The sequence below is a fragment of the Type-A symbiont of Plautia stali genome, from assembly GCF_059731155.1.
The window spans coordinates 3,963,853-3,985,792 of sequence record NZ_AP035891.1 but is presented as its reverse complement, the minus strand read 5'-3'; the positions used below and the strand labels follow the sequence as shown (position 1 = coordinate 3,985,792).

25 protein-coding genes, 1 tRNA gene and 5 pseudogenes are annotated in these 21,940 nt (G+C 57.8%); 3 read left to right on the top strand and 28 right to left on the bottom strand.

Annotation, left to right across the window (positions count from 1 at the left end; translation table 11 throughout):
* The first annotated feature begins 22 nt into the window (after positions 1-22).
* Positions 23-613 carry a recombinase family protein gene (locus AC6I8M_RS21115; RefSeq protein ID WP_022548474.1) on the top strand — a complete coding sequence of 197 codons (591 nt, stop codon included), beginning with the start codon at positions 23-25 and terminating at the stop codon, positions 611-613.
* Between the two features lie 98 nt (positions 614-711).
* Here AC6I8M_RS21115 and AC6I8M_RS21110 read toward each other — a convergent pair.
* From AC6I8M_RS21110 to AC6I8M_RS21100, 3 genes and pseudogenes are all read right to left on the bottom strand, one after another.
* Positions 712-1,437, bottom strand: a pseudogene (locus tag AC6I8M_RS21110) (Mu-like prophage major head subunit gpT family protein); the annotation flags it as partial.
* Positions 1,437-2,585 (bottom strand): phage protease, encoded by a 1,149-nt coding sequence (locus AC6I8M_RS21105; protein WP_498013603.1) that lies wholly within the window; start codon positions 2,583-2,585, stop codon positions 1,437-1,439. The pseudogene AC6I8M_RS21110 and the gene AC6I8M_RS21105, both read right to left, overlap by 1 nt.
* 238 nt (positions 2,586-2,823) lie before the next feature.
* Positions 2,824-3,300 (bottom strand): phage virion morphogenesis protein, encoded by a 477-nt coding sequence (locus AC6I8M_RS21100; RefSeq protein ID WP_010616781.1) that lies wholly within the window; start codon positions 3,298-3,300, stop codon positions 2,824-2,826.
* A 38-nt stretch (positions 3,301-3,338) separates the two neighbouring features.
* On the opposite strand from AC6I8M_RS21100, the gene AC6I8M_RS21095 reads away from it, so the two are divergent.
* Positions 3,339-3,422: transfer RNA gene (locus AC6I8M_RS21095), tRNA-OTHER, on the top strand.
* Here AC6I8M_RS21095 and AC6I8M_RS21090 read toward each other — a convergent pair.
* The 23 genes and pseudogenes from AC6I8M_RS21090 to AC6I8M_RS20980 all read right to left on the bottom strand — a co-directional run bounded on the left by AC6I8M_RS21090 (position 3,422) and on the right by AC6I8M_RS20980 (position 18,239).
* Complete coding sequence (locus tag AC6I8M_RS21090; protein WP_498013602.1) at positions 3,422-4,753, bottom strand: phage minor head protein; 1,332 nt, start codon at positions 4,751-4,753, stop codon at positions 3,422-3,424. The genes AC6I8M_RS21095 and AC6I8M_RS21090 overlap by 1 nt on opposite strands.
* A pseudogene (locus tag AC6I8M_RS21085) lies at positions 4,737-6,279 on the bottom strand (DUF935 domain-containing protein). Before AC6I8M_RS21085 ends, AC6I8M_RS21090 begins: the two are co-directional and overlap by 17 nt.
* Positions 6,280-7,947, bottom strand: a complete 1,668-nt coding sequence (locus AC6I8M_RS21080; RefSeq protein ID WP_022548500.1) for a hypothetical protein — start codon at positions 7,945-7,947, stop codon at positions 6,280-6,282.
* A 39-nt stretch (positions 7,948-7,986) separates the two neighbouring features.
* Positions 7,987-8,568, bottom strand: coding sequence for a DUF3486 family protein (locus AC6I8M_RS21075; protein WP_010618207.1), 582 nt, complete (start codon positions 8,566-8,568; stop codon positions 7,987-7,989).
* A 10-nt stretch (positions 8,569-8,578) separates the two neighbouring features.
* Entirely contained in the window at positions 8,579-8,869 is a 291-nt protein-coding gene (locus AC6I8M_RS21070) for a VpaChn25_0724 family phage protein (RefSeq protein ID WP_010618208.1), read from the bottom strand.
* Positions 8,866-9,174 carry a DUF2730 family protein gene (locus AC6I8M_RS21065; protein ID WP_498013601.1) on the bottom strand — a complete coding sequence of 103 codons (309 nt, stop codon included), beginning with the start codon at positions 9,172-9,174 and terminating at the stop codon, positions 8,866-8,868. Before AC6I8M_RS21065 ends, AC6I8M_RS21070 begins: the two co-directional genes overlap by 4 nt.
* On the bottom strand, positions 9,164-9,319 hold the full coding sequence (locus tag AC6I8M_RS21060; RefSeq protein ID WP_022548499.1) for a TraR/DksA family transcriptional regulator: 156 nt from the start codon (positions 9,317-9,319) through the stop codon (positions 9,164-9,166). Before AC6I8M_RS21060 ends, AC6I8M_RS21065 begins: the two co-directional genes overlap by 11 nt.
* A 3-nt stretch (positions 9,320-9,322) precedes the next feature.
* The gene (lysC, locus tag AC6I8M_RS21055) at positions 9,323-9,529 is read right to left on the bottom strand and encodes an Rz1-like lysis system protein LysC (protein ID WP_318285233.1); all 207 of its coding nucleotides are present in this window, start codon (positions 9,527-9,529) and stop codon (positions 9,323-9,325) included.
* On the bottom strand, positions 9,492-9,860 hold the full coding sequence (locus AC6I8M_RS21050) for a DUF2570 domain-containing protein (protein ID WP_022548497.1): 369 nt from the start codon (positions 9,858-9,860) through the stop codon (positions 9,492-9,494). Before AC6I8M_RS21050 ends, lysC begins: the two co-directional genes overlap by 38 nt.
* The gene (locus AC6I8M_RS21045; protein ID WP_498013600.1) at positions 9,857-10,354 is read right to left on the bottom strand and encodes a lysozyme; all 498 of its coding nucleotides are present in this window, start codon (positions 10,352-10,354) and stop codon (positions 9,857-9,859) included. The genes AC6I8M_RS21050 and AC6I8M_RS21045 overlap by 4 nt, the downstream gene beginning before the upstream one ends.
* 130 nt (positions 10,355-10,484) lie before the next feature.
* A complete protein-coding gene (locus tag AC6I8M_RS21040; RefSeq protein ID WP_010618214.1) occupies positions 10,485-10,913 on the bottom strand; it encodes a Mor transcription activator family protein in 429 nt (142 codons plus the stop codon).
* A gap of 490 nt (positions 10,914-11,403) precedes the next feature.
* A complete protein-coding gene (locus AC6I8M_RS21035; protein WP_010618216.1) occupies positions 11,404-11,565 on the bottom strand; it encodes a hypothetical protein in 162 nt (53 codons plus the stop codon).
* The gene (locus AC6I8M_RS21030; RefSeq protein WP_010618217.1) at positions 11,534-11,911 is read right to left on the bottom strand and encodes a gp16 family protein; all 378 of its coding nucleotides are present in this window, start codon (positions 11,909-11,911) and stop codon (positions 11,534-11,536) included. The genes AC6I8M_RS21035 and AC6I8M_RS21030 overlap by 32 nt, the downstream gene beginning before the upstream one ends.
* Positions 11,912-11,934: 23 nt before the next feature.
* Positions 11,935-12,276 carry a DUF7694 domain-containing protein gene (locus AC6I8M_RS21025; RefSeq protein WP_010618218.1) on the bottom strand — a complete coding sequence of 114 codons (342 nt, stop codon included), beginning with the start codon at positions 12,274-12,276 and terminating at the stop codon, positions 11,935-11,937.
* A 2-nt stretch (positions 12,277-12,278) separates the two neighbouring features.
* Positions 12,279-12,734, bottom strand: coding sequence for a hypothetical protein (locus tag AC6I8M_RS21020; protein WP_010618219.1), 456 nt, complete (start codon positions 12,732-12,734; stop codon positions 12,279-12,281).
* Positions 12,731-13,234 carry a nucleoside triphosphate pyrophosphohydrolase family protein gene (locus tag AC6I8M_RS21015; protein WP_010618220.1) on the bottom strand — a complete coding sequence of 168 codons (504 nt, stop codon included), beginning with the start codon at positions 13,232-13,234 and terminating at the stop codon, positions 12,731-12,733. Before AC6I8M_RS21015 ends, AC6I8M_RS21020 begins: the two co-directional genes overlap by 4 nt.
* A gap of 78 nt (positions 13,235-13,312) precedes the next feature.
* Positions 13,313-13,939: a DUF3164 family protein gene (locus AC6I8M_RS21010; RefSeq protein WP_010618221.1), complete on the bottom strand. Its 627-nt coding sequence runs from the start codon at positions 13,937-13,939 to the stop codon at positions 13,313-13,315.
* A 94-nt stretch (positions 13,940-14,033) separates the two neighbouring features.
* Complete coding sequence (locus AC6I8M_RS21005) at positions 14,034-14,267, bottom strand: Kil protein family (RefSeq protein ID WP_058948937.1); 234 nt, start codon at positions 14,265-14,267, stop codon at positions 14,034-14,036.
* Entirely contained in the window at positions 14,251-14,667 is a 417-nt protein-coding gene (locus tag AC6I8M_RS21000) for a hypothetical protein (RefSeq protein WP_010618223.1), read from the bottom strand. Before AC6I8M_RS21000 ends, AC6I8M_RS21005 begins: the two co-directional genes overlap by 17 nt.
* Positions 14,660-14,872, bottom strand: a complete 213-nt coding sequence (locus AC6I8M_RS20995; protein WP_010618224.1) for a hypothetical protein — start codon at positions 14,870-14,872, stop codon at positions 14,660-14,662. Before AC6I8M_RS20995 ends, AC6I8M_RS21000 begins: the two co-directional genes overlap by 8 nt.
* Positions 14,873-14,874: 2 nt before the next feature.
* Positions 14,875-15,815, bottom strand: a pseudogene (locus AC6I8M_RS20990) (AAA family ATPase).
* Between the two features lie 71 nt (positions 15,816-15,886).
* Positions 15,887-17,988, bottom strand: a pseudogene (locus AC6I8M_RS20985) (transposase).
* 2 nt (positions 17,989-17,990) lie between these two features.
* A complete protein-coding gene (locus AC6I8M_RS20980; RefSeq protein ID WP_041387605.1) occupies positions 17,991-18,239 on the bottom strand; it encodes a helix-turn-helix domain-containing protein in 249 nt (82 codons plus the stop codon).
* Positions 18,240-18,395: 156 nt separating this feature from the next.
* Between AC6I8M_RS20980 and AC6I8M_RS20975 the strand changes: the two genes are divergently transcribed.
* On the top strand, positions 18,396-19,019 hold the full coding sequence (locus AC6I8M_RS20975) for a helix-turn-helix domain-containing protein (RefSeq protein WP_070206098.1): 624 nt from the start codon (positions 18,396-18,398) through the stop codon (positions 19,017-19,019).
* Positions 19,020-19,179: 160 nt separating this feature from the next.
* Here the strand turns inward: AC6I8M_RS20975 and metL are convergent.
* Positions 19,180-20,605, bottom strand: a pseudogene (gene metL, locus AC6I8M_RS20970) (bifunctional aspartate kinase/homoserine dehydrogenase II); the annotation flags it as partial.
* A gap of 2 nt (positions 20,606-20,607) precedes the next feature.
* Positions 20,608-21,756, bottom strand: a complete 1,149-nt coding sequence (metB, locus tag AC6I8M_RS20965; protein WP_010618227.1) for a cystathionine gamma-synthase — start codon at positions 21,754-21,756, stop codon at positions 20,608-20,610.
* Positions 21,757-21,940 lie beyond the last annotated feature (184 nt).

The following is a 21,940-nucleotide window of genomic DNA, read 5'->3' as shown; positions in this document are numbered from 1 at the left end:
GGAGGGAGGATTAGGGGCTAAAATGGCAAAAATTGGCTATATGAGGGTGTCAAAAAATGACCAAAACACCGATTTACAGCAAAAATCCTTGATTTGTGCAAATTGCGAACAGATTTTTGAGGATAAAATCAGTGGAAAAACAGACCAGAGACCCGGATTAAAACGCGCGTTAAACTGCCTGAAATCGGGGGATACTCTGGTGGTCTGGAAGCTCGACAGGCTGGGTCGCAGCATTAAACATTTGATTACTTTAATATCCAATCTGGAAGATGAAGGTATTCATTTTCATAGTTTGACGGATGCCATTGATACCTCTACGTCCGCAGGCCGTTTTTTCTTTCATGTGATGAGCGCGTTAGCACAAATGGAGCGCGAACTGATTGTTGAACGTACTCAGGCTGGTTTAGCTGCAGCGAGAAGCAGAGGACGTATTGGCGGCAGACCTCAGTCGCTATCTTTTGCACAGCAACAGGAAGCTCAAAAATTATTGGCGAATGGTCATAGCAGAAAACAGCTTGCATTACTGTATGATGTTTCATTGGCCAGCATCTACAAATATTGTCCAGTTAACCGGAATGCTCGAACAGGCCAAAATGGCTTTGATGAAAAATGACAGTGTAATTTCGTTGCACTGATGGAAACAAAAGTAGCCTGCCATTTATCGCACGTTTTGGCTTCAAATATCGCACGCCGCATCATTATCCAGCGTCAGGGGGCCTGCATGCGGTAAGCCATCAGCCAGAAGCCGTAGCCCACATTGCGCCGGGCCGAGGCACCAAAGACAAATTCGTTGTCGGTAAATGCGCGGCCCTCATCCACTTTGGTCAGTGCAAGCAGCTCAGGTGGTCGGCGGTTCTGGAAAATCAGCGGCTTGAGGGCGCGCGAGCAGTCCAGCAGATACCAGACAGCACCGTCGTACGCTTTTTCTGTTGCCCCGGAGCCGGTTTTTTCAATCAACTGGTTGGCAACCTTTTTGGCGGTGCCGCTGCCGTCGACCTTGGGATAGACCGGATGCTCGCTATCAAAAAAAGGTTTGCCGTCGTAGCAGTCGGTTTTATTGCCGTCGCGCAAGGCGGTAAACACCAGCTCATCCGGTTGTGCGGCGGCGGCGCGGCCCATTTCCTGAAACAGCGGGCTATACGCGCCGAGATTGTCATCCTCAAAATCATCGCGGGTAATGGCGACCGTGCCTTCATAGGTCTTGTTGTTGATGGCGTAGCCATAGACCTTCATCTGCTGGATACTGCGCGAGCCGACCCACTCCCGGAACGCGGGAAACTGCCCCAGCCAGCCGTAGGTATTGGATTTTGACGTGGAGGCCACCGTGGTCGCCACCTGCTGGTAGTGAGACGGGGCCATGCCCAGCCCGTTCTGAAACTCCTTGCGAAAGCCGGTCATCAGGGCAGTGATTTGCGACGGGGTAATCGGTGTTGGCATTATTGTGCGTCCTCGGTCTTGATTTTCTGGAACGCCGCCGGGGTCATCCCCAGCACGCGCGCGGCCTGTAACTCTTCCGCCGACAGGGCAACGGTGGCGGTTTTTTCACGGTTTTGGGGCGGCTGGGTCAGGGTTTCAGTCTGCACCCGGGTCAGGGCGGCTATCGGCTGGCGCGTCGCCAGCTGCGCCGACAGGGCCGTCACACCAATCTGGTCGCCGAGTTCTTCCAGGTAGGGGCGCTCGGATTTCAATATCCGCCCGTCCTGCTCGGCCTTGTCCAGCGTCTGCGCCAGGGTGGTTTTTCCCAGGTCGGCGGACAGTGACACCACCTGCTCACGCACCGCGTTATAGGTCTCGACCGGGACATAGCGGCGTAAATCCACGGTCTCTGTTGGTGCCTGGGTTTTCAGCGCGTTCAGGTCAGCGGACAGGGCCGCCATAGTGGTTTCCAGCGCGGTAGCCTTGTCCGCCTGGCTTTTTAGCGTGGTCACGGCAGACAGGGCGGCGGTGGCGACCTCATCGGTCAGCTCGCCGCCCGCCGGCACCGTCAGGCCCAGCGCGGCCAGCAGCGCGTTTAAGGATGGATTCATTGCAGGCTCCTTAGGGGAGGAAGGGGGAACAGTTAACGCCAGGTACAGGTCCTCGGCGCTCAGGGCGGCCACCGGGCGCAGGCCCGTCAGACCCGGATCGCCGGTAATGGCCAACATTCTTAGCTCAAGGGGTTCGCCGCTGCGCGCGTCATAGCCCATCACCGGCGAAAAATAGGGAAATTCATTGTTTTTCAGGCGCTCAAGCGCCGGCGGGTTCCAGTCCGGCTTGACCCAGACCCCGGTCTTGTCGTCCCAGCGAAAACGCGCCGGGGTCGCCGGAACAAAGCCAGCCGCCGGGGCCGCTTCCTGTTTAAACAGCGTCTGGTGGTTATAATCGATTTTGACAGGCTGATTGAGCGCCACCACCCGCGCCACCATGCGGTTAAACGCGGCCTCGTTAATCAGCCAGCCCTCGGCGGGCGTCTCGGGGCGACCGTCACGCGCCCGGACATGGCCGGCGGGCATCACCTGACACCAGCCGTCATGATCAAAGGGCGAGAGCGTCGCGGCGTTGAGCACCGCATAGGCTATCTTGGGAACAGGGAGTTTTGTCGTCATGCCGCCAGTGTGGCAGCATCAGCGCGGACGGTGGGATTACGCTACATTACCAATCAACGGGGTGGGCAGTTTTACTTTCGCAGTGGGGCAGATTTCAATGGGCACTGACAACGGCGGGCGATCGCCTGAATAACCCCGTTCAAAACCCCTTCAAAAACGCCGTAGCGCGTTCAAAAGATTTTTTTGATGCCGAGGTACCCCTTCTCCGTCATCATCGCATAGTAGGGCGCACAGGCGTTTATGGGTGCAGGGCGTTGGACAGGCGTTGCGCCAGGGCGTCGAGGATATCCCACTCGCCGGTCGGATCCAGTCCCATAAACGGTCGGGCCGGGATGGCTGCCGGCCCCGGACGCATCCCCGGTTTGCCGCCCCCCTGATGGATGGCCGCCTGCGGCACATTGGCCCCGATACGCGCCCAGCTATCGCCCCAGTCGATGCTCACCGAGCGCGCCATATCGCCCTCGCGGGTCAACACCTTTATGGGGCTGTAACCGTGCCGCTCACGCCAGCGGCGATACGGATCGCTCAAGGGTGCCCAGGCCGCCCCGGTATCCGGCGAGCGTTCGCGCTCAAACGCCTGCTCAGTGGCCGAAAGGAGGCTGGCGGCGACGATACGGGTGATCGCCTTGCTGTCTTCGCCAACGCGTTGCAGTTCAGCAAACAGGGTTTGCAGGCGCTTGCGATCAATCACTGCGGTTAATTCAGTCTGTGACATCTTGCCCTCCAGGGGCTTTGTGACTACTCTATATACAGGTCGATGTACTCTTAACGGTAAAGCGGTGTGTCCCTGTTAACAGGTGACAACATTATATGCGGGTTCAACTCCCGTCATCGACCTAATCAATACTTCCCTCAATGACATCAATCCATCCACCGATAATATCTTCCCTGATTTTTTTCAGATCTGCTCGATAGGCATTAATGACCACATCCAGGCTATCAGGATGTTTCCTCACACCGTAAGGGGCATTCACCGCGATTTTCATGTGTCCGTCGTCAGCGGTTTTCGCAATGAAAATCAGGTTTTTGTGGCGTTTATCCCAGAGTACGGCTTGAGGCTTTGCCAACAAACCAGGGAGTGCGGCCACATCCTCGGGCAACAATGCCACCCCGGTTTTATGGTGCTTGTCACTGTCGGCATGCAGCAGGTTTTTTTCGCTCATCGCCAGCAGACGGGCCGGTGCCTGCCCCGTGCGCGCCTGTACCACACGGGCAATGGCTTCCGGCAAAAAGCCCAGCGTGTGAATGCCGTTGCCGGCACGCCGGTTTTGCATAATGCGCGTGGCCCATAGCGAAAAACTCAACTGACGCGCCGGGCTGTTGTTCAGCTCCTGCACCACGGCTTCACGCAGCGCCGCGTCTTTGACCTCAAGGAGTTTGCGGATCATTGTCTGGTCAACACCGAACGCCGCCGCGCCGGGGTGATAGGACCAGCCCACATCCGGCGTCATTTTTACCTTGCCATCATCAAAGGTGGTAACGGGGGTGGTGACGATTTCCCCACTACGCTTATCGACACCCGCCTCTGCCTCATGAGTGTGTAGCTGACCGGCCTCTTCCGTAACGCGCAGGCCTAACTCATTCAGTCGGCGTTTTGACAAGGCGCGTACCCGGCAGCGGCAGTTAAACCCGTTGGGCGGGTAATGGCTTTGCCAGAAGGGGTGATCGTAACGAAAAACCTTGCCATGCAGGGCGGCATGTGACGGCCGGGTGCGGCTATCCCCGACGGCGACATACTGCCAGTAGGGATAAAGGTCTGCGGTGGCCATCATCTGTGCATAGCGGCCGGCATTATAGGCGACGCGGGTATTGACGTTATATATCGTCGCCAGGCGGCGGGCGCTGCCCAGTTGCACGACTTCGGCATTGCCCTGGCTGTCCACCACGACCTGTTTCCCCCACCATCCGAGCGTTTGCAGCAGGGGCGTCAGCGTGTTGATAAACGCCTGCCGGGATATGCCCTGTGATTTTACTCTATCCACCTCGTCACGGATCGCACTCAGGACGTCCAGCCGCGCCGCCTTGGCGACGTTAAATATCCGGGCGTGAACGGCCGCCTGTTGCTCAAACCAGTTCCAGGTGATGTGATACCCCTTGGCGCGGAAGTAGGCGATGGCCTCTTTTGGCGGCAGGCGGGCGACGACGCCCAAATCAATCGGTTGTGGCATCGAGACGCCCCCACACTTCCAGCGCAAAGGTGGCGCGGGTCAGCAGTTCAATCAGCGCGCGGTCGTCCATCTCGGGGTAAAGGATCGCCGCCTGCTCCAGCGCCGCCTCCGGCCCCTGCTCACGGATAGCGGCTATCACCGGTGCCAGTAACGGGTCGGCACTGGCGTTCAACCCTGTGGCGTCGAGTGCTGTCTCCACCGCGTCCAGCGCGTCGGTTATCGGCGCTGCCGGTGTGAGGGTCGCTGATAGCGCAGTGTGCGCCACCGCCGGTGGCGACGAGACGGTAAACACCGCCTCATTGCCATCCGGCACCGGAATGCGCAGCTTATCGTAGATCCAGGAAACCGGTATCGCCATGCCGGTCGCCAGTTTGGGAATAGCCTCGGCAAAGCTGGCCATATCCTCACATTCCAGCGTATCAAACACCAGGCGGGGGAGTCGCCGCGGATCAAGCGGGACCGGGCTGTTCAGCGCCAGCAGCGGATAAATGAGATCACGGTTAAAGGTCCGTGACAGCTGGCGTAAATCGGCGTTGCGGATCTCCTTGCGCACCGCATTATGCACCTCGCCCAGCGAGCGCGCGCCTTTATCGCCGGCCTCTGAGGTCAGTGTCCCGCCGAGGATCGCTTTAGATATCGCGCGCTCTCCCCAGGCAATCATCGCCATAAACGGGTCAGACTGACCGTTAGCGGCGGCCTCAAACTCCAGGCTCATGCCGGCGGGAATAATCCCCCCGGCCCGACGGCCAATATCCATCACCGCCCGCATCAGGGCGCTTTTCTGCTCAGCACTCGCGCCGCTGGGGTATTTCCCCACCCGCAGCGGCAGTCCGTAAATCTCCAGAAACTCGGCGAAATCCCGCACGCTGTAATTCTTGAAGATAAACGGCACAAATCAGTGTGCGTACCAGCCCCTGGGTGCCGGGGTAGCCGGTTTTGGCCTTGGCCTCATGGCAAATCCAGCCAAACGGCTGTAACACCTGCCCGGCATAGCTGCCATCGCGCAGCCGCAGCTCGCGGTAGTCGTCAGGATTGACGCAGAACAACGCCGGATCGCGCCAGTGGACAGCGCGCGGGAAAAATTCGCCGCCGCGCGGGGGACCCCAGATAATTTCCTGCATCGCATAGCCTTTGAGAAGGGCGTCGGTGGCGTCAAACAGCGCATTGTCAAACCATGACGCATCGGCGAGCCGTTCTTCCAGCGCCACCGCCTGGGCTTTCTCCTGGGCGTTGGGGTTATCCGGCGGCTGAATGCGCCATTCCACACTGTGCAGCGCCAGGCGGCGCTTGCTGAGTTCAGAAAACAGATGAGTGTCTTTTTCTTCCAGATCGGCAGCCAAATCCACCAGAGCCGTCATGTCACCGCGCTCTGCCGCCCGCAAACAGAGTGCGGCGCGGTTAGGGGTGATACCGGACGCCGGATGCGCTGGCGCACGGCTGGCCACCTGGGGAATATCGGTCTTTGCCGTCTGGCTGTCCGGTGAAAACGCCAGCGGCTGCCCCTGAATATCCACAAGCCTTTTCATTTACCAGCATCCTCGCTCATCAGCGTTATCATCGTCATCGCCGACCTCATCGGCATACTCCATCGCCCGGATACGGGCGGGCAATGCCTGACAGGCCGCCTCATCCAGCACAAAACCGTCCAGCGCGGCGGCGCGGTTGGCCATACAGAGCGCCACCGCATAGTCACCGTGGCGGCGCGCCCCCTGAACGCCTGACTGCGTATCCTTGCTGCGGCCCTTGTCAATTTGCGGTATCCCGTTCACTACCTTGATATGCAGCAAATCATCCAGCGTGGACTGATGGCGGGCCAGCGTCAGGTTTTGCGCTTCCAGCTCACCTTTCAGTTTGGGCATCCATTCGGCATACCATTTGGCCGAGAGTGTGACGCAATCGACCATGTCCGGGCCGAAATGCAGCCGGGCGGCCTCGGCCAGATAGCCGCCGTTGCCGGTGGCGTCAAAGGCGGCCCCCACCAGACGCGGCAGCCGGGTCAGGATAGTGAGCATTATCTGCTTTTGCTGGTCATAGGTGACGTTGCGCAGCTCGACGCGCAGCGCCTCGCGTTTGCTTAAATCCGGGGCGATGGCCAGTACCACAAACACCGACAGATCGCCCTTGCGGGCAAAGTCCTCGCCGAAACAGTAACGACAGTCCGGCGCAAGGGTCGTCAGCACCGCCTCGAGATGCGCCTGACACCAGGCCGCGACCTCGGCTTCGCGCTGTGCGGCGCTCCACAGTTCAAATACCGCCGGGGCTTCAAAGCGCAGAAGGGGGACACGGCCTGCCGGGGACATCGCCGCCTCAATCAGCGGGCGGGCAAGATAGGCACCGCCCGACTTGCGCGGCACGCAGCCGTATTCCTCCGCGGCACATTCGCTATTGGGGGCGTTTTTATACAGGTTATCGCGCCACGCTTTTTCGGCATCAGGCGACCACACCTGCCCGGTGACCGTGCAGATACGGCGATACAGTCCTTCGCCAATCGCCTCATCCAGCGTGATGCGGTGCAGGCTGTAATCCTTGCGCCCTTCGCGGGCGTCCTGAATGTAGGCATTAAACGGGTTATCGACCCCGTTATGGGTGGAAATCAACCGCACCCGCGCGCCCCACATGTTGAGTGCCAGCGCCGCCTTGAGCAGTTCTTCAAGGGATTCATGGAACGCCGCCTCGTCAATCACCACATCGCCCTGCAAGCCTCGGAGGTTGGACGGGCGAGAGCTTAACGCCTGAATTTTAAAGCCGCTGTGGGGAAAGCGGATCATGTACTGGAGAATTTCCTCGTGCTTCTCGCTGTCCCAGAAGGTGGACTCGTAAACATCGGCCTGGGCCAGCTGGTTAAAGGCGCGGGCAAACAGCGCGCAGGCGGCAATATATTCCAGCGCCATCTCCTTCTTGCTGCCGACGTAAAACACATTGCGTCCGCCATCGCGCCGCGACTTGCTGGCGGTGATGACGTTGCGCCCGGCCTCGGCCCAGGTCAGGCCGGTACGGCGGGATTTTTCGGCAATGCACACCGGGCTGTCGTCGAGGAACCAGCGTTGTTGATAAGGCAAAAACACCGGTTCATTTTCGGGTAACGCCAGTGATTCGGGCACATCGACGCCGCAGGCGCGGGTGGCCTCGCGCAGGTCAATTTTGCGTGGGTCGGTCAATCGGTGCATCGGGGCCGGCTGTTCAGCGGTTTGCATTGGCTCTTTCCATGAAAAATCAAACTGTTGAAAAATGCATTAGGCTTTACCCAGCAAAATGTCGCGGATTTTGCTTTCCATCTGGTGACTCATGCCCTCCTGCCCACGGAGTGCTTCACTGACGGCATTCGCCGCTTCCTCGGCATAGGTCTGGCGGATTTGTGCCTCGCGCTTGTGGCTCATCTCAGCCGTGCGCTCCAGGCGCTGGGCGGCCAGCATGGCTTCTTTCAGAAAATCAATATCAATCTCGTCGTTATCCTGACTGGCGATCTGGTGTTTGCGTATGCCCTTGAACAGCAGGGAGCGCGCCATCTCCATAATCAGCCGCGAGGTTTCGCCGGTGGGTTTTTCGCCCAGTTCGGCGGTCAGGGCGCTGGTCTGCTCACGCAGCTCGCGTAAATCCCGCGCCACACGCTCGTTTTCACTCGCCAGCCGGTTCAGGGCGCTACGCGAGAGTTTTTGCTCCGGCGGTAAGCCGGCCGCCTCAATCAGGCGGTTTACCTCGTCCAGAATTTGCAGCTGGGTGATACGCTTTTCCCGCAGCAGCGTAAAAAGACGTTTACGGATATCTTCCGGCAGCACATTGACCTTGCCGGGACGGCCTCGGGTGGCTTTTTCCATCCCTGCCCCCTTAGCGCCGACGCGGCTTCTTCACACCCGGCACGGTCGCGCGACCCTCGGCGACCTCCTGCCCGCGCCCGCTCAGATGGGCCACCAGATAGCCGCCGGGCAAGGTGTCAAGCCGCAACAGGTCCTGCTCCGCCAGCCAGGCCAGCAACACGCGCACGCGGTCGCGCGAGACCTTATGACCGTAGGCGTCGAGGCAGTCCTGCAACACCGATTCATTTAATTCGCCGTGATACTCATTCAGTGAACGCACTATCACCAGGCGCTGGTCCTGCGTCAAAATATCGTCAATCATCCGTCACTCCGGTAAAGGGCTTTTTCCACCAGTAACTCCAGCTGATGCGTCACCGCCTGCAAGCTGGCGCGGGTCTCTTTCAAATCGCCGCGCAGCTCGGTGATTTCCACTTTCAGGGCATGCACCGTCTGCGCCGACGGCGTGGCCCCCAGGCGGGTTTCTACCGTCAGCAGACGGGCGTTAAAGTGCTCGACCTGCTCGCGTCCGGCAAAGGAGCGGCGCATCAGCCACATAAACAGCGCGCCGGCGGTGCTGGTTGCCGATAAGGCCGGCGCGATATACTCCTTCAGCACGTTAACCCACACGGGCACGCTCCCGCCGGGCCTGGCAGGCCACACAGCAGCGCGCCTGCGGCAATACCGCCAGCCGGGCCGGGGCAATCCTGTGGCGACAGTCCTCGCAATAGCGCGGCGGCGCATTGTCTGGCAGGGGGGTGTTGATTGGCTTCATCGTTTACTCATCATGCGTTTGTTCTTGTCGGTAATGCTCTGCCTGGCGCAAGGCGGCCTTGTCGGCGTTGCACTGCTTGATCACGGCCAGCAGTTGCAGGGAATACTCCACGTTGGCCCCAAAGGTCAACGGCTCAGGCGGCAGCGGAGCCGGGCAGGCGGCCAGTAATGCCTCAGGGAGCGGCACCGGCGGCAACGTCACCACTTTCACGGGCGTCGCGGCGCACCCGGTCAGCCACAGGGCCAGGCACAGGCTCACGGGCGCAATTGAGCCGCGATAACCGCTGGCGCACCTGCTGGCGGCCTTTTTCACTTTCGCCGCGCTGTTGCTGTTTTTCATGCTCAACGGTCTGCTCCAGGGTATGAAAGACCTGCTGCGTCTGTCGCTGCTCGGCGAGCGCCTGCCAGGCGGCATCACGCTCCTGACGCAGGGTACAGAGCGCGGTTTCCCGCAGGCGTTCACGCTGCCAGAGCCAGCCACCGGCCCCTAACAGCGAGGCCAGCAGGCACAGGGTGAAGACGACTTTCAGACTGCCCGTCACCCTTTATCCTCGGGGGCGGGCAGTCCGTACCGGCACAGCCATTCATCGGCGGCGCGCCGATTGACCAGACCGTTCAGCGTGACGCCATTCACCTTGACCCAGCGCCGCAGCTCATCGCAGGCCGCCGGAATATCGCCGGCATTGAGGCGCTTTAGCAGGGTCGAGCGCGCAAAGGCTCCCGCCCCGACATTGTGAATAAAGGCGGCAAGCGCCACGCGCTGTCCGTCTGACAACGGTACGGTGACCTGCTGGTCAATCACGGCGAAAGCCTGACGCATATCCGCCGCCAGCAGGGCCTCACACTGCGCCGGCGTTCGGGTCGTCTCGGGGGTGATGTCGCCACCGGTATGGCCGTAGCACACCGTGAGCACGCCGCCACTATCGGCATAGGGTCGGGTGGCATGACCTTCCCAGAACGCGGTATAGCAGGCGGCCAGCGCCAGTGCACCGGCACCGGACAGGGCCAGCAGTTTTTTACGCAAGGGTTCGGGCAAAGCGGGCATGGCGGTCTCCTTAACGCGCTGATGCGCACAAGGATAGGGAATTAACCGACAGGGAGGGGATTACGCTCCGTTAACAATCCGTCCCCTGGGGGCCAGTCGATTGTCCGGGCACGTCGCGGGGTCAGTGAGCGAAGAGGTCTGGCTGGGTACGGCGGGCGTGGAGTTGGCGCTGGGTGGCGATAATATGGTAAATCTGCTGCTGGCCGAGCCGGTATTCGCGGCGCAGGCTCTCGATGGGGGTCCCCTTGAACCAGCGGCTGAATATCTCATCATCGCGCAAGGCGTTAAACAGGGTATCGCCCTTGGGCAGGTAATAATTGCGCCCGCCGGCATAGGCAGCCAGCGCGGCGGCCTGCTTGCGCGCCAGCAGACGCGCCCGTTCGGGGTCAAAGCCCTGGCGTTGCAGTTCGTTGTCCATCACATCCACCAGAGCGCCCAGCAACTGCGGCCACTGGCGCTGCAAGGTCTCCTCCGCCACGGTCTCCATACGGTCAATCAGGGCATGCAGGTGCGGCGTATCCTGCAATAAATCCGGTTGTTCGGCATTCATAGGCGATCTCTTTTTTGAGATTGTAGATTAACATGATCGGTTTTTTTGATAGAAAACACCCCAATGGCTTTCTCTGGCCTCTGTAGCGCTTCACCGTCTGCGGCTACTGCATCGTTATTCACCGAAAGCCGGGCAACACCCCCCCGCCAAAGTAGACCAGGCCATTATCAGCAGCCCCCAGGTAAAGGCGAGACGAATTTTAAACGTTTTGGGATAAATAATAATGTCCACGTTACAACCTCATCAGCAGGGGCTTTGTCAACGGTTATTATTGCGTGGATACGGCGTAACAACAAACGTTCAGTAGAAATAATCATACAGAGAGGAAGCGTGAAAGTATCAAGGCTCAGGGCTATTGCGTAGAGGATGTAAAGCAAATTTTGACAGAGGCGACACGTCATTCAGACAGCGCGGAAGCTCGGTTGTATTTTAAACATGCGCAAGAGAACGATACAAATCCCGTCTAAGCGGCGGGATTTGTACGCGGGGATTATGCCTGTGCCTGATAACGGTCGCAGACACGGGTATAACTTTCTGCCGGCGTACCCGGCGGAAGCTTTGCCAGCATGCTGCGCCGGTGCCAGCGCTTGAGGCTTTCAAGCACCTTGACGGCCAGCGCACTATCCTGATTGAGCCAGGCCAGCTGCGCCACCCCCCAGGCCGCCGTTTTCCTTGGCCGTGGTACGCCTTATCCAGGCATTAAGCGCCACCTCATCGCCCGACTGTACAAACCCCTGGCGGTGCATGGTCTGCCAGATGGACAGGATTTTGGCTACCGGTGAAGCGGGTTTAACGCCGCGTAAAGCGGGCTTTGAACGCACCTTAAAGCCCTTTTTCTTAAACGCTTCCAGCACCCTGACCAGCTCGGGTACGGTCATATCCCGGCAGCTGGTTTTTGTGCGACACACCTTGCCAAGCGCCGCGCGGTAGGTCTCATCATCAAGCTGGAGTTGACGCTGGGCAAGGTGAATGAGTTTGATAAGTGTTGAGCGGTTCACGTATTCTCTCCTGTTTCGCAGCATCATGGCTTATGCCGCCAGGCAAAAGACAGCTTTTCCGGCAGCACCCACAGATGCCGCATATTAGCGACATTGACCACATCCTGTGCAGCCGGATAGACCTCGACCGCATCCTGCCCGGCAAAACCGACCGCATCCTTAATCTCTTGCAGCATGTCCCACGATATCCCGTCTTTCCAGCGCCCGTTACCGCCAAGGGCCAGCAGATTGACCGTCAATCGGTAAAGGCCGTTACCTTCATCGAATACCTGAACCAGCACCTCGGGATGGATAAACATCTTTAGCCGGCGAGGATCATGGTTCTGCGGCGGCCACTGGGCGACAGGAATAGATAATAATTCCATGCTTATCTCCTCACGACCGGCGTCGGGTCAAAGGGTAAATAGCGCAGCACCTGCGCGCTGATATCCTGCCCGCTGCTGGCGCAGCGGCATCGGGTGGGAGAAAGTGTCAGATACGCCAGCATAAAGGCGGGTACACCCTCTTTTTTCTGTGCCCAGCGCTGGGTTTCTGCCACCACGCAAACCTGCTCACGACCTTTTGCGCCGGTAGCCAGCCGCGCGACCCAATCGGGCAACAGCCGACCTTCCACCCAGGGATAGCCAGGGCGGGGGCTTGTGGTCGGACTGCCCAGGGCATAGAAGCCGTTAAGCTCTGTCAGCGCGCCATCCAGCACGGCCCGGCGCAGCGTATCAATCAGCTCACCGGGCTTGAAGCCCGTGCGTTGAGCCAGGTCACCACAGGTCAGGCGCGGGGTAAGATGCAGTTGTTCAAGGACCTGTTTCATCACAATATGGCTCATGCTGAAACCTCCCGGGACAGTGTTGCTTCACGCTGTGCTTCACTGATGCAATGCTGGGCCGCATGCCAGAAATGCCCGACCGCCTTACGGATAAACCGGGCAGCCAGACGCTTGTCGGCGGCGGTGCTGCGGCCACGGTTATAGAGGGCCAACGCCTGCTCGCCTGCATCCAGCGCCTCGTTGATAAGGCGGTCAGGCGCAAAGGCAATCTCCTCCGTCTCCGGCAGATTTTCGGCCAGCAGGCGCTGTGCCAGGCGTTGCAGTCTGCGGATTTTTTCATCCTCCATTATCGCCCCCATGCCGTTAGCGCGTAGCTGGCCAATCATGATGTCCACCTCTGCGGCAGCGATGCAGACCTGTCTGACGTTCTGCTCATGAGTAAGGAAACGGGATAGCGCCGCGGCCAGTTGGCCGCAGGCATCAATGGTTTTTAACATTTGCCGGTCATGGCCCCAGCGCGCCAGGGCGGCATCATAAATAGACTGTTCATTCAATGACATAATATGTCCTCGGCTACATTTTGCGCGCACGAAGCCCTGACGCACGCGCCTGATTTAAAACAATCGATTAAAAAGGCATTACAGTCTGGAGATATCGAGCAGCAATTGTGTATATTCTTTGTTCCCCTCCCGTTGATAAAAACGAATATAACGGGTCGAGCCGCTGACTTTTATTGAGTCCGTCACGGCGCGCATAGCCTCTTGCCAGTCTTCATCATCAATATCAAGGTCTCGTAGTGATAGCACGCTATTGATATCAATGTAGCCCTGTTTATTGACATTGAAAGCGCGGTTGACCAGCGCCATCAATTTGGCATCGGCACCGCCTGACCATTTAGTAATACAGGCCTCTATTTTTTCTTTTGCGACCTGAATACGCTCATCAAAAATACGGTGCTCATCCACCGCTCTGCGCACACGTCGCTCGCCGTCAAAGCTGGTCAGCGTCACATTACCTTTAGTGGCCCCATAATTGACGCCGTACTCTGCGGCGGACAGGTCGATAAAATCGCTTATCTGCTGCATGGCGCGCTGTTTGAACGCGGCCATTTGACACCGTAGTTGAAGCGCCTCGTCAAACAGGGCATTGACCAGCTCGTCGCGCATGTCATCAACGGGTTTGATAGTGTCAGTGGGCACCAGGTGACCCTGTGCGTTGCGCCGGTAGCCCGCCGGGATGGAGGGCATGGTATTTAGCTCGTTCATCGTCAGCCTCATGTTTACTTTTTGCGATTATCACTGGCGGCTATCGCCAGCGGTATGATGATAAAAAACAGCAGTGCCACAAAATCGTCTTCGCTCATGGCCACTCCCAGTACACCAGACACCCCTCAATCCGGCGGGCGTACACCTGACGGCGCTCTCCCTGGCAGCAAAGGGTGATTTCCGTCGCGTTATCCCTCTCCTCCGGGCGTACCGGCGGGGTGATTTTTATAAAGGGGCGCTGGCAGTAACGCCGGGTATGCAGGATGTCGCTGCCCGCCTGACGTAGCCGGCTGCGCACGGCGTTCATGGCATCAAACATGTTCATCATGGTGACCTGTCCTTTTCAGCATTTTCATTAATAGCCGAGCCTCACACAGTAGTTTGCTCAGTAAAACCGGCCCTGATCCGGACGGCACTTCCCGCCCGGACAGCAATGCCCGTAAGGTGCGCCAGGCGGCGTACCACGCCTGACGCCGGCTTGGGCCAGAGAGATAACAGCCCAGTTGCAACGCTTCCCAGACATCCACATCAAATCCCTGCCACCGGTAATAATGTTGCTGCGCCGGGGGCAAGGTCGCCGCCGCCATCTCATACCGGTCCAGCCAGAGGTACGGCGTTGCCCCGCGTGACAGGGTCATATTGGGCCGGATAGTGCCATCAACGTTATAGCTTGCGTAGCGGGCCATACGCCGCAGGGCGCGGACTTCATGGCGTAAAGAGTTATTCATCACTGGCTCTCCTGAGTAACTGGTTCATGTCATGACAGACCTGCATCATCACCTCCTGCGCATCCGGCAGCACATAGAGCGCGTCTCCCCGGTTGCCAAACGACACTAACAGGCTGTGTGACGATTCCAGCGAGACGGACACCACCCGCCGGGTATTGAGCAGCACCTGGCGTCCGGCGCTGTCGGTAAAGAGCACACCGCCCATACTCACCCCCTTGCCGGCAGCAGGTCGGTATCGGTATACACCTCCCTGAACGCCGCCTTGATGTATTTTTCCCCCAGCTGGGCCTGTGCATCACCGCTGGCCATCAGCCACGCCTGGCGCAGGGTGTGCGACAACACCCGCAAGGCACCGGCTTTCTGGGCAATGGCCTGTACCAGCGTCAGCTCACTTTCGCCGGTAATGCCCCAGGCGGCAGCAATCGCGGCCACATCCGCTTTTTTGGCCTTTACAACCGTTTGGAGCGGGCGATACGGCTGTACAGCCGGGCCAGATCATCCGCCCCCTGGGTTGAGCGGGCCGATTTCGACAGGCCGCGCGGGTTACCAATCAGTACCATACCGACCCCGGTCGCATCCTGAATGGCGCGCAGCTGCTCCAGCCCGTCAATGCCCAGGTGGTCGGCCTCGTCGACAATCACCAGCCCATTCGTGCCGGTCAGCCGCCGCCGAATTGCACGCGCCAGCGTCCCCTTGTTTCTGGGCAGGTCGCTAAGGCCCAGCGCTTCCGCCAGCTCCAGCAGACACTCGGTGATGCTGGCGTGGGCCGGGGAAAGGGTCACCATCCAGGTATTGGCATGCTGGCAGTACTGACGGGCGGCAAAGGTTTTGCCCACCCCCGGCACCCCGACAATCACATTCATGCACTGCGCCAGCCGGACAAACTGGAACACTGCCCATATCTCCTTGACCGTGGCCGTCTCCACAAACTGCGGCGGTGCGGGCAAGGTCTTTTTTTGCTGATAATCCGTCAGCCAGCGGGTTAACAGCTCACCGACCCGCTGGTTATTTCCGGTGTAACTCCCCTTGATAAAGTTGGATATCACCGCCCCTGACTGCCCGGTCTCGCGCGCTATCTGCGCCTGGGTTACCTGACCTGAATCAATCAGTTGATGCAGCGTCTTGATAAGATCATCGTTTTGGGTCATCATCCAGCCTCCTTGATGAAAAGCATTCTTGTGTTCCGATAAGGCCATTCGGTCCCCGCCGAATGTTTTTTTTACAACAGCGGATCGGCATCCTGCTGGGCTTCAAGTAGAGCCAGCCCACGCTGTAAGGCCCCTTCGGTATCCCAGTCATCCGCCTGAACTTCACACTCCACCGCCTGTTTCACGGCAGCATTACCCACCGTGCGGTAAACATTGCCAGGCAGCCAGTTGTCTTCCGCCACTGCGGGCAGGGTGACGGTGTTTTCTGCCTCGGCCAACGCCACTTTCTCTTCGCCCCGCTTGCGCATCCCCTTGATACGTTGTTGCCGGTTGTGGTATTCCGCCGTCACCGGGAAGGCCTGGCGCTTGTTGCCATCCCAGACGGCTTCACAGAGGTAGGAGCCATCCATGCGGCGCACGATCACCTTGCTGGCATCGTGAATGTCGTAGTTCACCAGCACCTTGTGCCCGTGCTCATCCGCCAGTTTGGCGGCATAGTAAATATTGTTGAGGAAACGGATTTCACAGCGACTGACGGTACGCTCGGTCTGCGGCATGAACAGGTCGCGTAGCTCAAACTGCGTCAGCCATTCCAGCTCGGTGGCTTCGTTTTCCAGCTTCCAGCGGCGAAACTCGGCCGGACTGTAATGCTGCCCATCAGGGCGTTTGGGTAATTCACTGTGCGGACGGGCGTTGTACCACTCGACGCCGGCCTTGATTTCATCAATCAGCATCTCCCAGGAGGGCTGCTTGCGCAGCGTGGTCTGCTGGGCGACGGTCAGCTCACCGCCCTTTGATTGGGCGTTCAACGCCGATTTAAGCGCCTTGCCGGTCTTGCGCACGGTTTCCCTGTCAGCGCCGGTGCCGTAGTAGGTGGCAAAATGGCGGGCAATGCGCATCGGCAAGGTGCGGTTAAGCCGTTCAATAATGCCGCGCCCTTGCGGATTGCCGGGAATGCCGGTCGGATGTTCAATATTCAGGCGGGTTAAAATACCGGTAATATCCGCATCGAGCGTGTTGTTGGTTTCACCGCTGCCATTATCCGAATAATAGAGAAACGGCTTGCCGTGGGTAGCAATGCCATACCGCAGGGCATCGGTGACGGCGATCACGTTCTCGGAGAGCGACAGGCTCCAGCCGGTGATATAGCGGCAGCTGCCATCGATAATAAAGGTCACTTCCGGCGAAAAGGGCTGACCGTGGTCGGGATGGGCGACTTTCATCTTCATGCCGTGACCGTCGCCAATCCAGACGTAGTTAACCGGTAAACTGGTCCAGTCGCGGCGAATAAACCCTTCCAGCTGGCGATATTCACTGCCGGTCTTGCGCCCGCGCTGTTTCACGGTTTCGGGGAGTTTCTCCATGGCATACAGCACCGCATCATAGGAAGGCTGCGCGGCCAGCATCAGCGGCTCATCGGCATAGCGTTGTTGCCATTCGGTGCAAAAATCCGCATACGCCTCTTTCATGCTGCACCCGTTCGGTTTGCGATAGTGCGCCAAGTAATCATGCAGCCAGGCGATGTGCTCCGGTTTGACCACTTCGCGCTTGCCCGGTGCCAGCACTATCAGTGCGTTCGGCAGGGGTAGCGGCTTTTTTGTAGTCGGCCAGCCAGCGCTTGAGGGTGATTTCACTCAGTTGACGGTTTTTGCCTTTCTTGGCATTGGCCACCTGTGCCGCTTGAGCGATACCCTCGGGCAACTGGCCTGTTTTCGCTTGCTGGACAATAAAACGGATCGCCTGCGCGCAGCTATAACGGGGGCTGTTGCCCTATGGTGAGGATATGCTGCACCAGTAACATCCGCGCATCAGCAATCTGGCGCTGTTTATCCGTCAGGTCGGCCAGCCTGCTTCCAACCAATGCCGGGCAACGGCGGTAAACGTCCAGCTTGCCGGCTTTTTCGAGGTTTGAGTTGGCCTTTGATACGACGGGTTGCTTGACGACATCATCCACAGGAGCAGCGATCATCAGTTGTTGAAGATGACGCTCACGGATCGCGCACTGGGCTTCAATAGGCAAACAATCAATGTGGTACTCGTAAGCTTTAGTCCCTTGACGTTTACGCACGAGATCGGGCGAGTTCTTCGTTAAACGCGCCAATATCTCTCTAATGCCCTTGGTAGTTTTGGGGAGACCTATTACGCCAATGATTTCTTTAGCAACAAGAAACATAATTATGATGCCTTGCGTATGTAGCTTTTAATCTTGTAACGGCTTGGCCAAATGATTTCCGGTTCGACCCCCAACGCCTCGGCAATAATCTTCTGATAAGTCTTACAGGGCGTGCGTAAAACCGTTTTGAGCGAATCCTTGCTGTAGCCGGCTTGTAAGGACAGTAAGCGAAACGACAGCCCCAACTTATGGATCTCCGCTTTAATGATTTCAGGGTGCCAATCCGCACACACGTCTTCTTTTCTACTCATCATTCGTCTATCCTAAAAAGTTATCCGTATGGGTAATCAGATGGTTATCTCTACGGATAGAATGATAAGAACAAAAAAGAATTAAAATCAAGTGTTTTTGTTAATTCTTTATTCTTTGAGTTCTTGTCTTTTTATATCAATTACTTAGGTATGATTATGTCTAATTTTAAAAAAGAACAAACTCGTTCTTTTGGCTCCAAGGAAAAAGAACCTGTCATAGATCGAATTTTTCAGTTAGTAGATCGTTATCCGTCACGCTCTCAAGCAGCAAGAGCTTGGGGCATGAACATTAGCACCCTGCAAAATTATTATAAGCGTAAGGATATAGAGCCTACGCCACGCAAGGCTCATCTGCTTAAAATTGCAGAAAAAGAACAAGTATCTTTAGATTGGTTACTCACAGGAGAAGGTGAAATCCCAGACTTCAAAAAGAGCATAAAGAATGAAATGAACAAAAAGGAGTTAATTATAAAACAAGGAGTTAGCAACGAATTGATTGACTTGAAAATTATGGAGTTATTATCCTTTCTATCCAAGGATGAAAAAGAAAGAATCATGGAGGTTTTAGTTAGAAAGGGAGTAGAAACGGTTCTATACCTTCTAGATCCTTCAAACCAAGCGCTTCTTGAGCTAAGAGAAGATAAAAAACGAGTCGCTTTGCGGATGGACTCGATGTCAGAAGAACAGTTCAGAGAGATTTTGTCCAAAATTGAAATCAGTACCGAAGACACCATTTCAAAAGTAGAGCACTCTAACGCTAACATCCGGGCCAGAGCCTAAGAAGCCCTGGCCCAAGTAAAACTATTTATAAATGCAACTTAAAGGACATTAAAGCTTGTTTGTATTGGTATCAAATATTTTACTTCTAGATGAAGGGTTGTTTGTTTTTTAACCTTTGGTATCAAATCCAAAAATCACTCCTAACCTCAAGAAATCCCATGAGTTCCCGCCAGATCCCGCCAATTCCCGTAAGTATCAAATAAACTACTTCTGTATACTCGGCGCGGAACAGCGACTGGTGCAGTCCCTGAATCAGATGCTGGGTCGGTCCGACGCGCAGCACCGCCACTAGGCTGATGTGATCTTCTGACTGCCAGACGAATTCGACCGGCTGGTCTTTGATCTGCTGCCAGAAGCGATGTCTGTGCAGCGGATTACGCGTCACGCCGGCACCGACCAGCGCCACCAACGCCAGACCGTCACGCAGCTGCAGATGGCCGGGCAGCGCCGCGTCCTGCAGCAGGTTAAAGGCGCTGTTGACCACTTCCGAGGTGTAACACAGCTGCAGCAGGCGACGATCCGGATGGATACTCATCGCCAGCGGACGCAGCTGCGCACGCTTCAGCAGCAGATCGATCTCTTTCTGCTGGGTGGCAAAATCGTGGCTATCGGGAATCTGAATCTCAACCAGGCAGACATCGTCGTGGCTGGTAACAATGCGCGCGCCGGTGCCGGACGCCAGCACGCGCTCAATGCGCGTTGAGCACTGCTCCGGCTGATAGCTGCAGCGCAGCTGTAAATCGATGTCGCTGTTGGAGACCGGCTGCAGCGTACGCGTGTGCAGCACTGGTGCCGCCAGTAGAGCCAGCTCGCTGGCCTCATCCAGCCGCAGCAGCGGCAGCAGGCAGGCATCGGAAACCTTGCGCGGATCCGCGCTGTAAACGCCAGCCACGTCGCTCCAGATGGTGACGCGGTTCACGCCCGCCAGCGCGCCAATCTGTGTTGCCGAGTAGTCAGAGCCGTTACGGCCGAGCAGTACGGTTTCGCCCGCTTCGCTGCGGCTGATAAAGCCCGTCACCACCAGACGCTTATGCGGGATGCTGCGCCAGCAGCGCCTGCAGCAGCGGCCAGGATTTGCCTTCATCTACCTGCGGCTGCGCCGCACGTTCGGCACGCAGAAAGTCGCGCGCGTCCAGCCACGCCGCTTCGATATCGCGCTGGCTGAGCACCGCCGCCATCAGGCGCGCCGACCAGATTTCGCCGTGGCCAACCACTTCGGCGTACACCGCATCGGTGATGGCGCCGTCGAGCAGCGCCGCCAAGCGTTCAAGATCGCGAATGAAGGCTGCGGTCAGGGTTTCTGCATATTCAGCAGGCAGCAGTGCAGCGATCAGCTCGCTGTGAAAACAGCGTAACGCCTGTTGCACCTGATGGGCCGATAAGCGATCGCTCTGGTTCAGCTTGAGCCAGCTGATCAGCTGGTTAGTGGTGCTGCCTGCGGCAGAGACCACCATTAAGTCGCCCGGCTGGCTGTAATCGGCCATGATACCGGCGACGCGCTGATAACAGCGCGCGTCGGCTAGGCTACTGCCACCAAATTTATGCAACTGCTTGATCGGCGTTCCCGCGCCTGCTGAAATCGTCATGGTTACCCCTCGGCTGCGATCCTGAATGCATTATCCAGGTCGGCGATTAAATCTTCGTGATCTTCAATTCCGACAGAAATACGCAGCAGCGAGTCGGAAATGCCCGCTGCGGCACGCGCGTCCGCCGACATGCCGGCGTGCGTCATGGTGGCGGTGTGCGAAATCAGACTTTCCACGCCGCCCAGCGACTCCGCCAGCGTAAACAGCTGTAGCGCTTTCAGGAAGCGGCGCAGCCGCGCCTCATCGGCGTCAAGTTCAAAACTGAGCATGGCGCCAAAACCGCGCTGCTGACGCGCGGCAAACTGGTGTCCGGCGTTCTCTGGCAGAGACGGATGATACAGCTTTTTCACCAGCGGTTGTTGCTTCAGGTAATCAACAATCGCCAGTGCGTTACGTTGCGCCGCCGCCATGCGCGGTGCTAAGGTACGCAGGCCGCGCAGCAGCAGATAGCTGTCAAATGCCGCGCCGGTGACGCCAATGTTATTCGCCCACCAGGCGAGTTCCGTCACCAGCGCCGGATCTTTGGCGATGACCGCACCGGCCACCACGTCCGAGTGACCATTGAGATATTTGGTGCAGGAGTGGATCACCAGATCGGCACCCAGCGCCAGCGGGTTCTGCAGCGCCGGGCTGAGGAAGGTGTTGTCCACTACGCTCACCGCACCGGCAGCACGCGCGGCGGCGCAGATGGCCGCAATGTCCACCACGCGCAGCAGCGGATTGCTCGGGCTTTCGACCAACACCAGCTTTGGTTTTTCCGCCAGTGCCGCTTCATCGCTCTGATCGACAAACTTCACGCGATAAGCGCCGCGCTTGCTCAGGCTGTCAAACAGACGGTAGCTGCCGCCATAGCAGTCGTGCGGCGCCACCAGCAGATCGCCTGGCTTCAGGAACACCGTCGTCACCAGATGAATCGCCGACATCCCGGTGTTGGTCAGCACCGCGCCCGCGCCCCCTTCCAGCTCAGCCAGCGCGCGCTGGACCACATCGCGCGTCGGATTACCGCGGCGTGAATAGTCATGCGCGCGCGGCTCGTTGAAATAGAGGAAGTTATAGGTGCTGGAGAGGTGAATCGGTGGGACAACGCAGCCATATTGCTCGTCATCATTCAAACCGCTGCGTACTGCGATGGTTGCCTGTTTACGCGTCATGGTGCTTACTGTTCCTGAAGTGTAATAAAAAAGTGGCAACAGAATAACATTCCGCAACTGGACGTCAACACATCTGGACATCTAAATGTCTTGGCGTATAGATTGAGCAAAGCCGCAATACCCGCTAAAATTACGCGTCATCGCTTGGTGTTCAGCGCGCTTTCCTGTGAAACGCGATGTGTAA

Bases quoted from the DNA above. Each gene is read 5' to 3' on its own strand.
- AC6I8M_RS21115 (WP_022548474.1), top strand. From the start codon at position 23: ATGGCAAAAATTGGCTATATGAGGGTGTCAAAAAATGACCAAAACACC.
- AC6I8M_RS21060 (WP_022548499.1), bottom strand. From the start codon at position 9,319: ATGAAGCCAATCAACACCCCCCTGCCAGACAATGCGCCGCCGCGCTAT.
- AC6I8M_RS21100 (WP_010616781.1), bottom strand. From the start codon at position 3,300: ATGTCACAGACTGAATTAACCGCAGTGATTGATCGCAAGCGCCTGCAA.
- AC6I8M_RS21090 (WP_498013602.1), bottom strand. From the start codon at position 4,753: ATGCCACAACCGATTGATTTGGGCGTCGTCGCCCGCCTGCCGCCAAAA.
- AC6I8M_RS21070 (WP_010618208.1), bottom strand. From the start codon at position 8,869: ATGATTGACGATATTTTGACGCAGGACCAGCGCCTGGTGATAGTGCGT.
- AC6I8M_RS21010 (WP_010618221.1), bottom strand. From the start codon at position 13,939: ATGAACGAGCTAAATACCATGCCCTCCATCCCGGCGGGCTACCGGCGC.
- AC6I8M_RS20975 (WP_070206098.1), top strand. From the start codon at position 18,396: ATGTCTAATTTTAAAAAAGAACAAACTCGTTCTTTTGGCTCCAAGGAA.
- AC6I8M_RS21015 (WP_010618220.1), bottom strand. From the start codon at position 13,234: ATGTCATTGAATGAACAGTCTATTTATGATGCCGCCCTGGCGCGCTGG.
- AC6I8M_RS21000 (WP_010618223.1), bottom strand. From the start codon at position 14,667: ATGAATAACTCTTTACGCCATGAAGTCCGCGCCCTGCGGCGTATGGCC.
- AC6I8M_RS21025 (WP_010618218.1), bottom strand. From the start codon at position 12,276: ATGGAATTATTATCTATTCCTGTCGCCCAGTGGCCGCCGCAGAACCAT.
- AC6I8M_RS20995 (WP_010618224.1), bottom strand. From the start codon at position 14,872: ATGGGCGGTGTGCTCTTTACCGACAGCGCCGGACGCCAGGTGCTGCTC.
- metB (WP_010618227.1), bottom strand. From the start codon at position 21,756: ATGACGCGTAAACAGGCAACCATCGCAGTACGCAGCGGTTTGAATGAT.
- AC6I8M_RS21005 (WP_058948937.1), bottom strand. From the start codon at position 14,267: ATGATGAACATGTTTGATGCCATGAACGCCGTGCGCAGCCGGCTACGT.
- AC6I8M_RS21040 (WP_010618214.1), bottom strand. From the start codon at position 10,913: ATGAATGCCGAACAACCGGATTTATTGCAGGATACGCCGCACCTGCAT.
- AC6I8M_RS21105 (WP_498013603.1), bottom strand. From the start codon at position 2,585: ATGACGACAAAACTCCCTGTTCCCAAGATAGCCTATGCGGTGCTCAAC.
- AC6I8M_RS20980 (WP_041387605.1), bottom strand. From the start codon at position 18,239: ATGAGTAGAAAAGAAGACGTGTGTGCGGATTGGCACCCTGAAATCATT.
- AC6I8M_RS21075 (WP_010618207.1), bottom strand. From the start codon at position 8,568: ATGGAAAAAGCCACCCGAGGCCGTCCCGGCAAGGTCAATGTGCTGCCG.
- AC6I8M_RS21080 (WP_022548500.1), bottom strand. From the start codon at position 7,947: ATGCAAACCGCTGAACAGCCGGCCCCGATGCACCGATTGACCGACCCA.
- AC6I8M_RS21020 (WP_010618219.1), bottom strand. From the start codon at position 12,734: ATGAGCCATATTGTGATGAAACAGGTCCTTGAACAACTGCATCTTACC.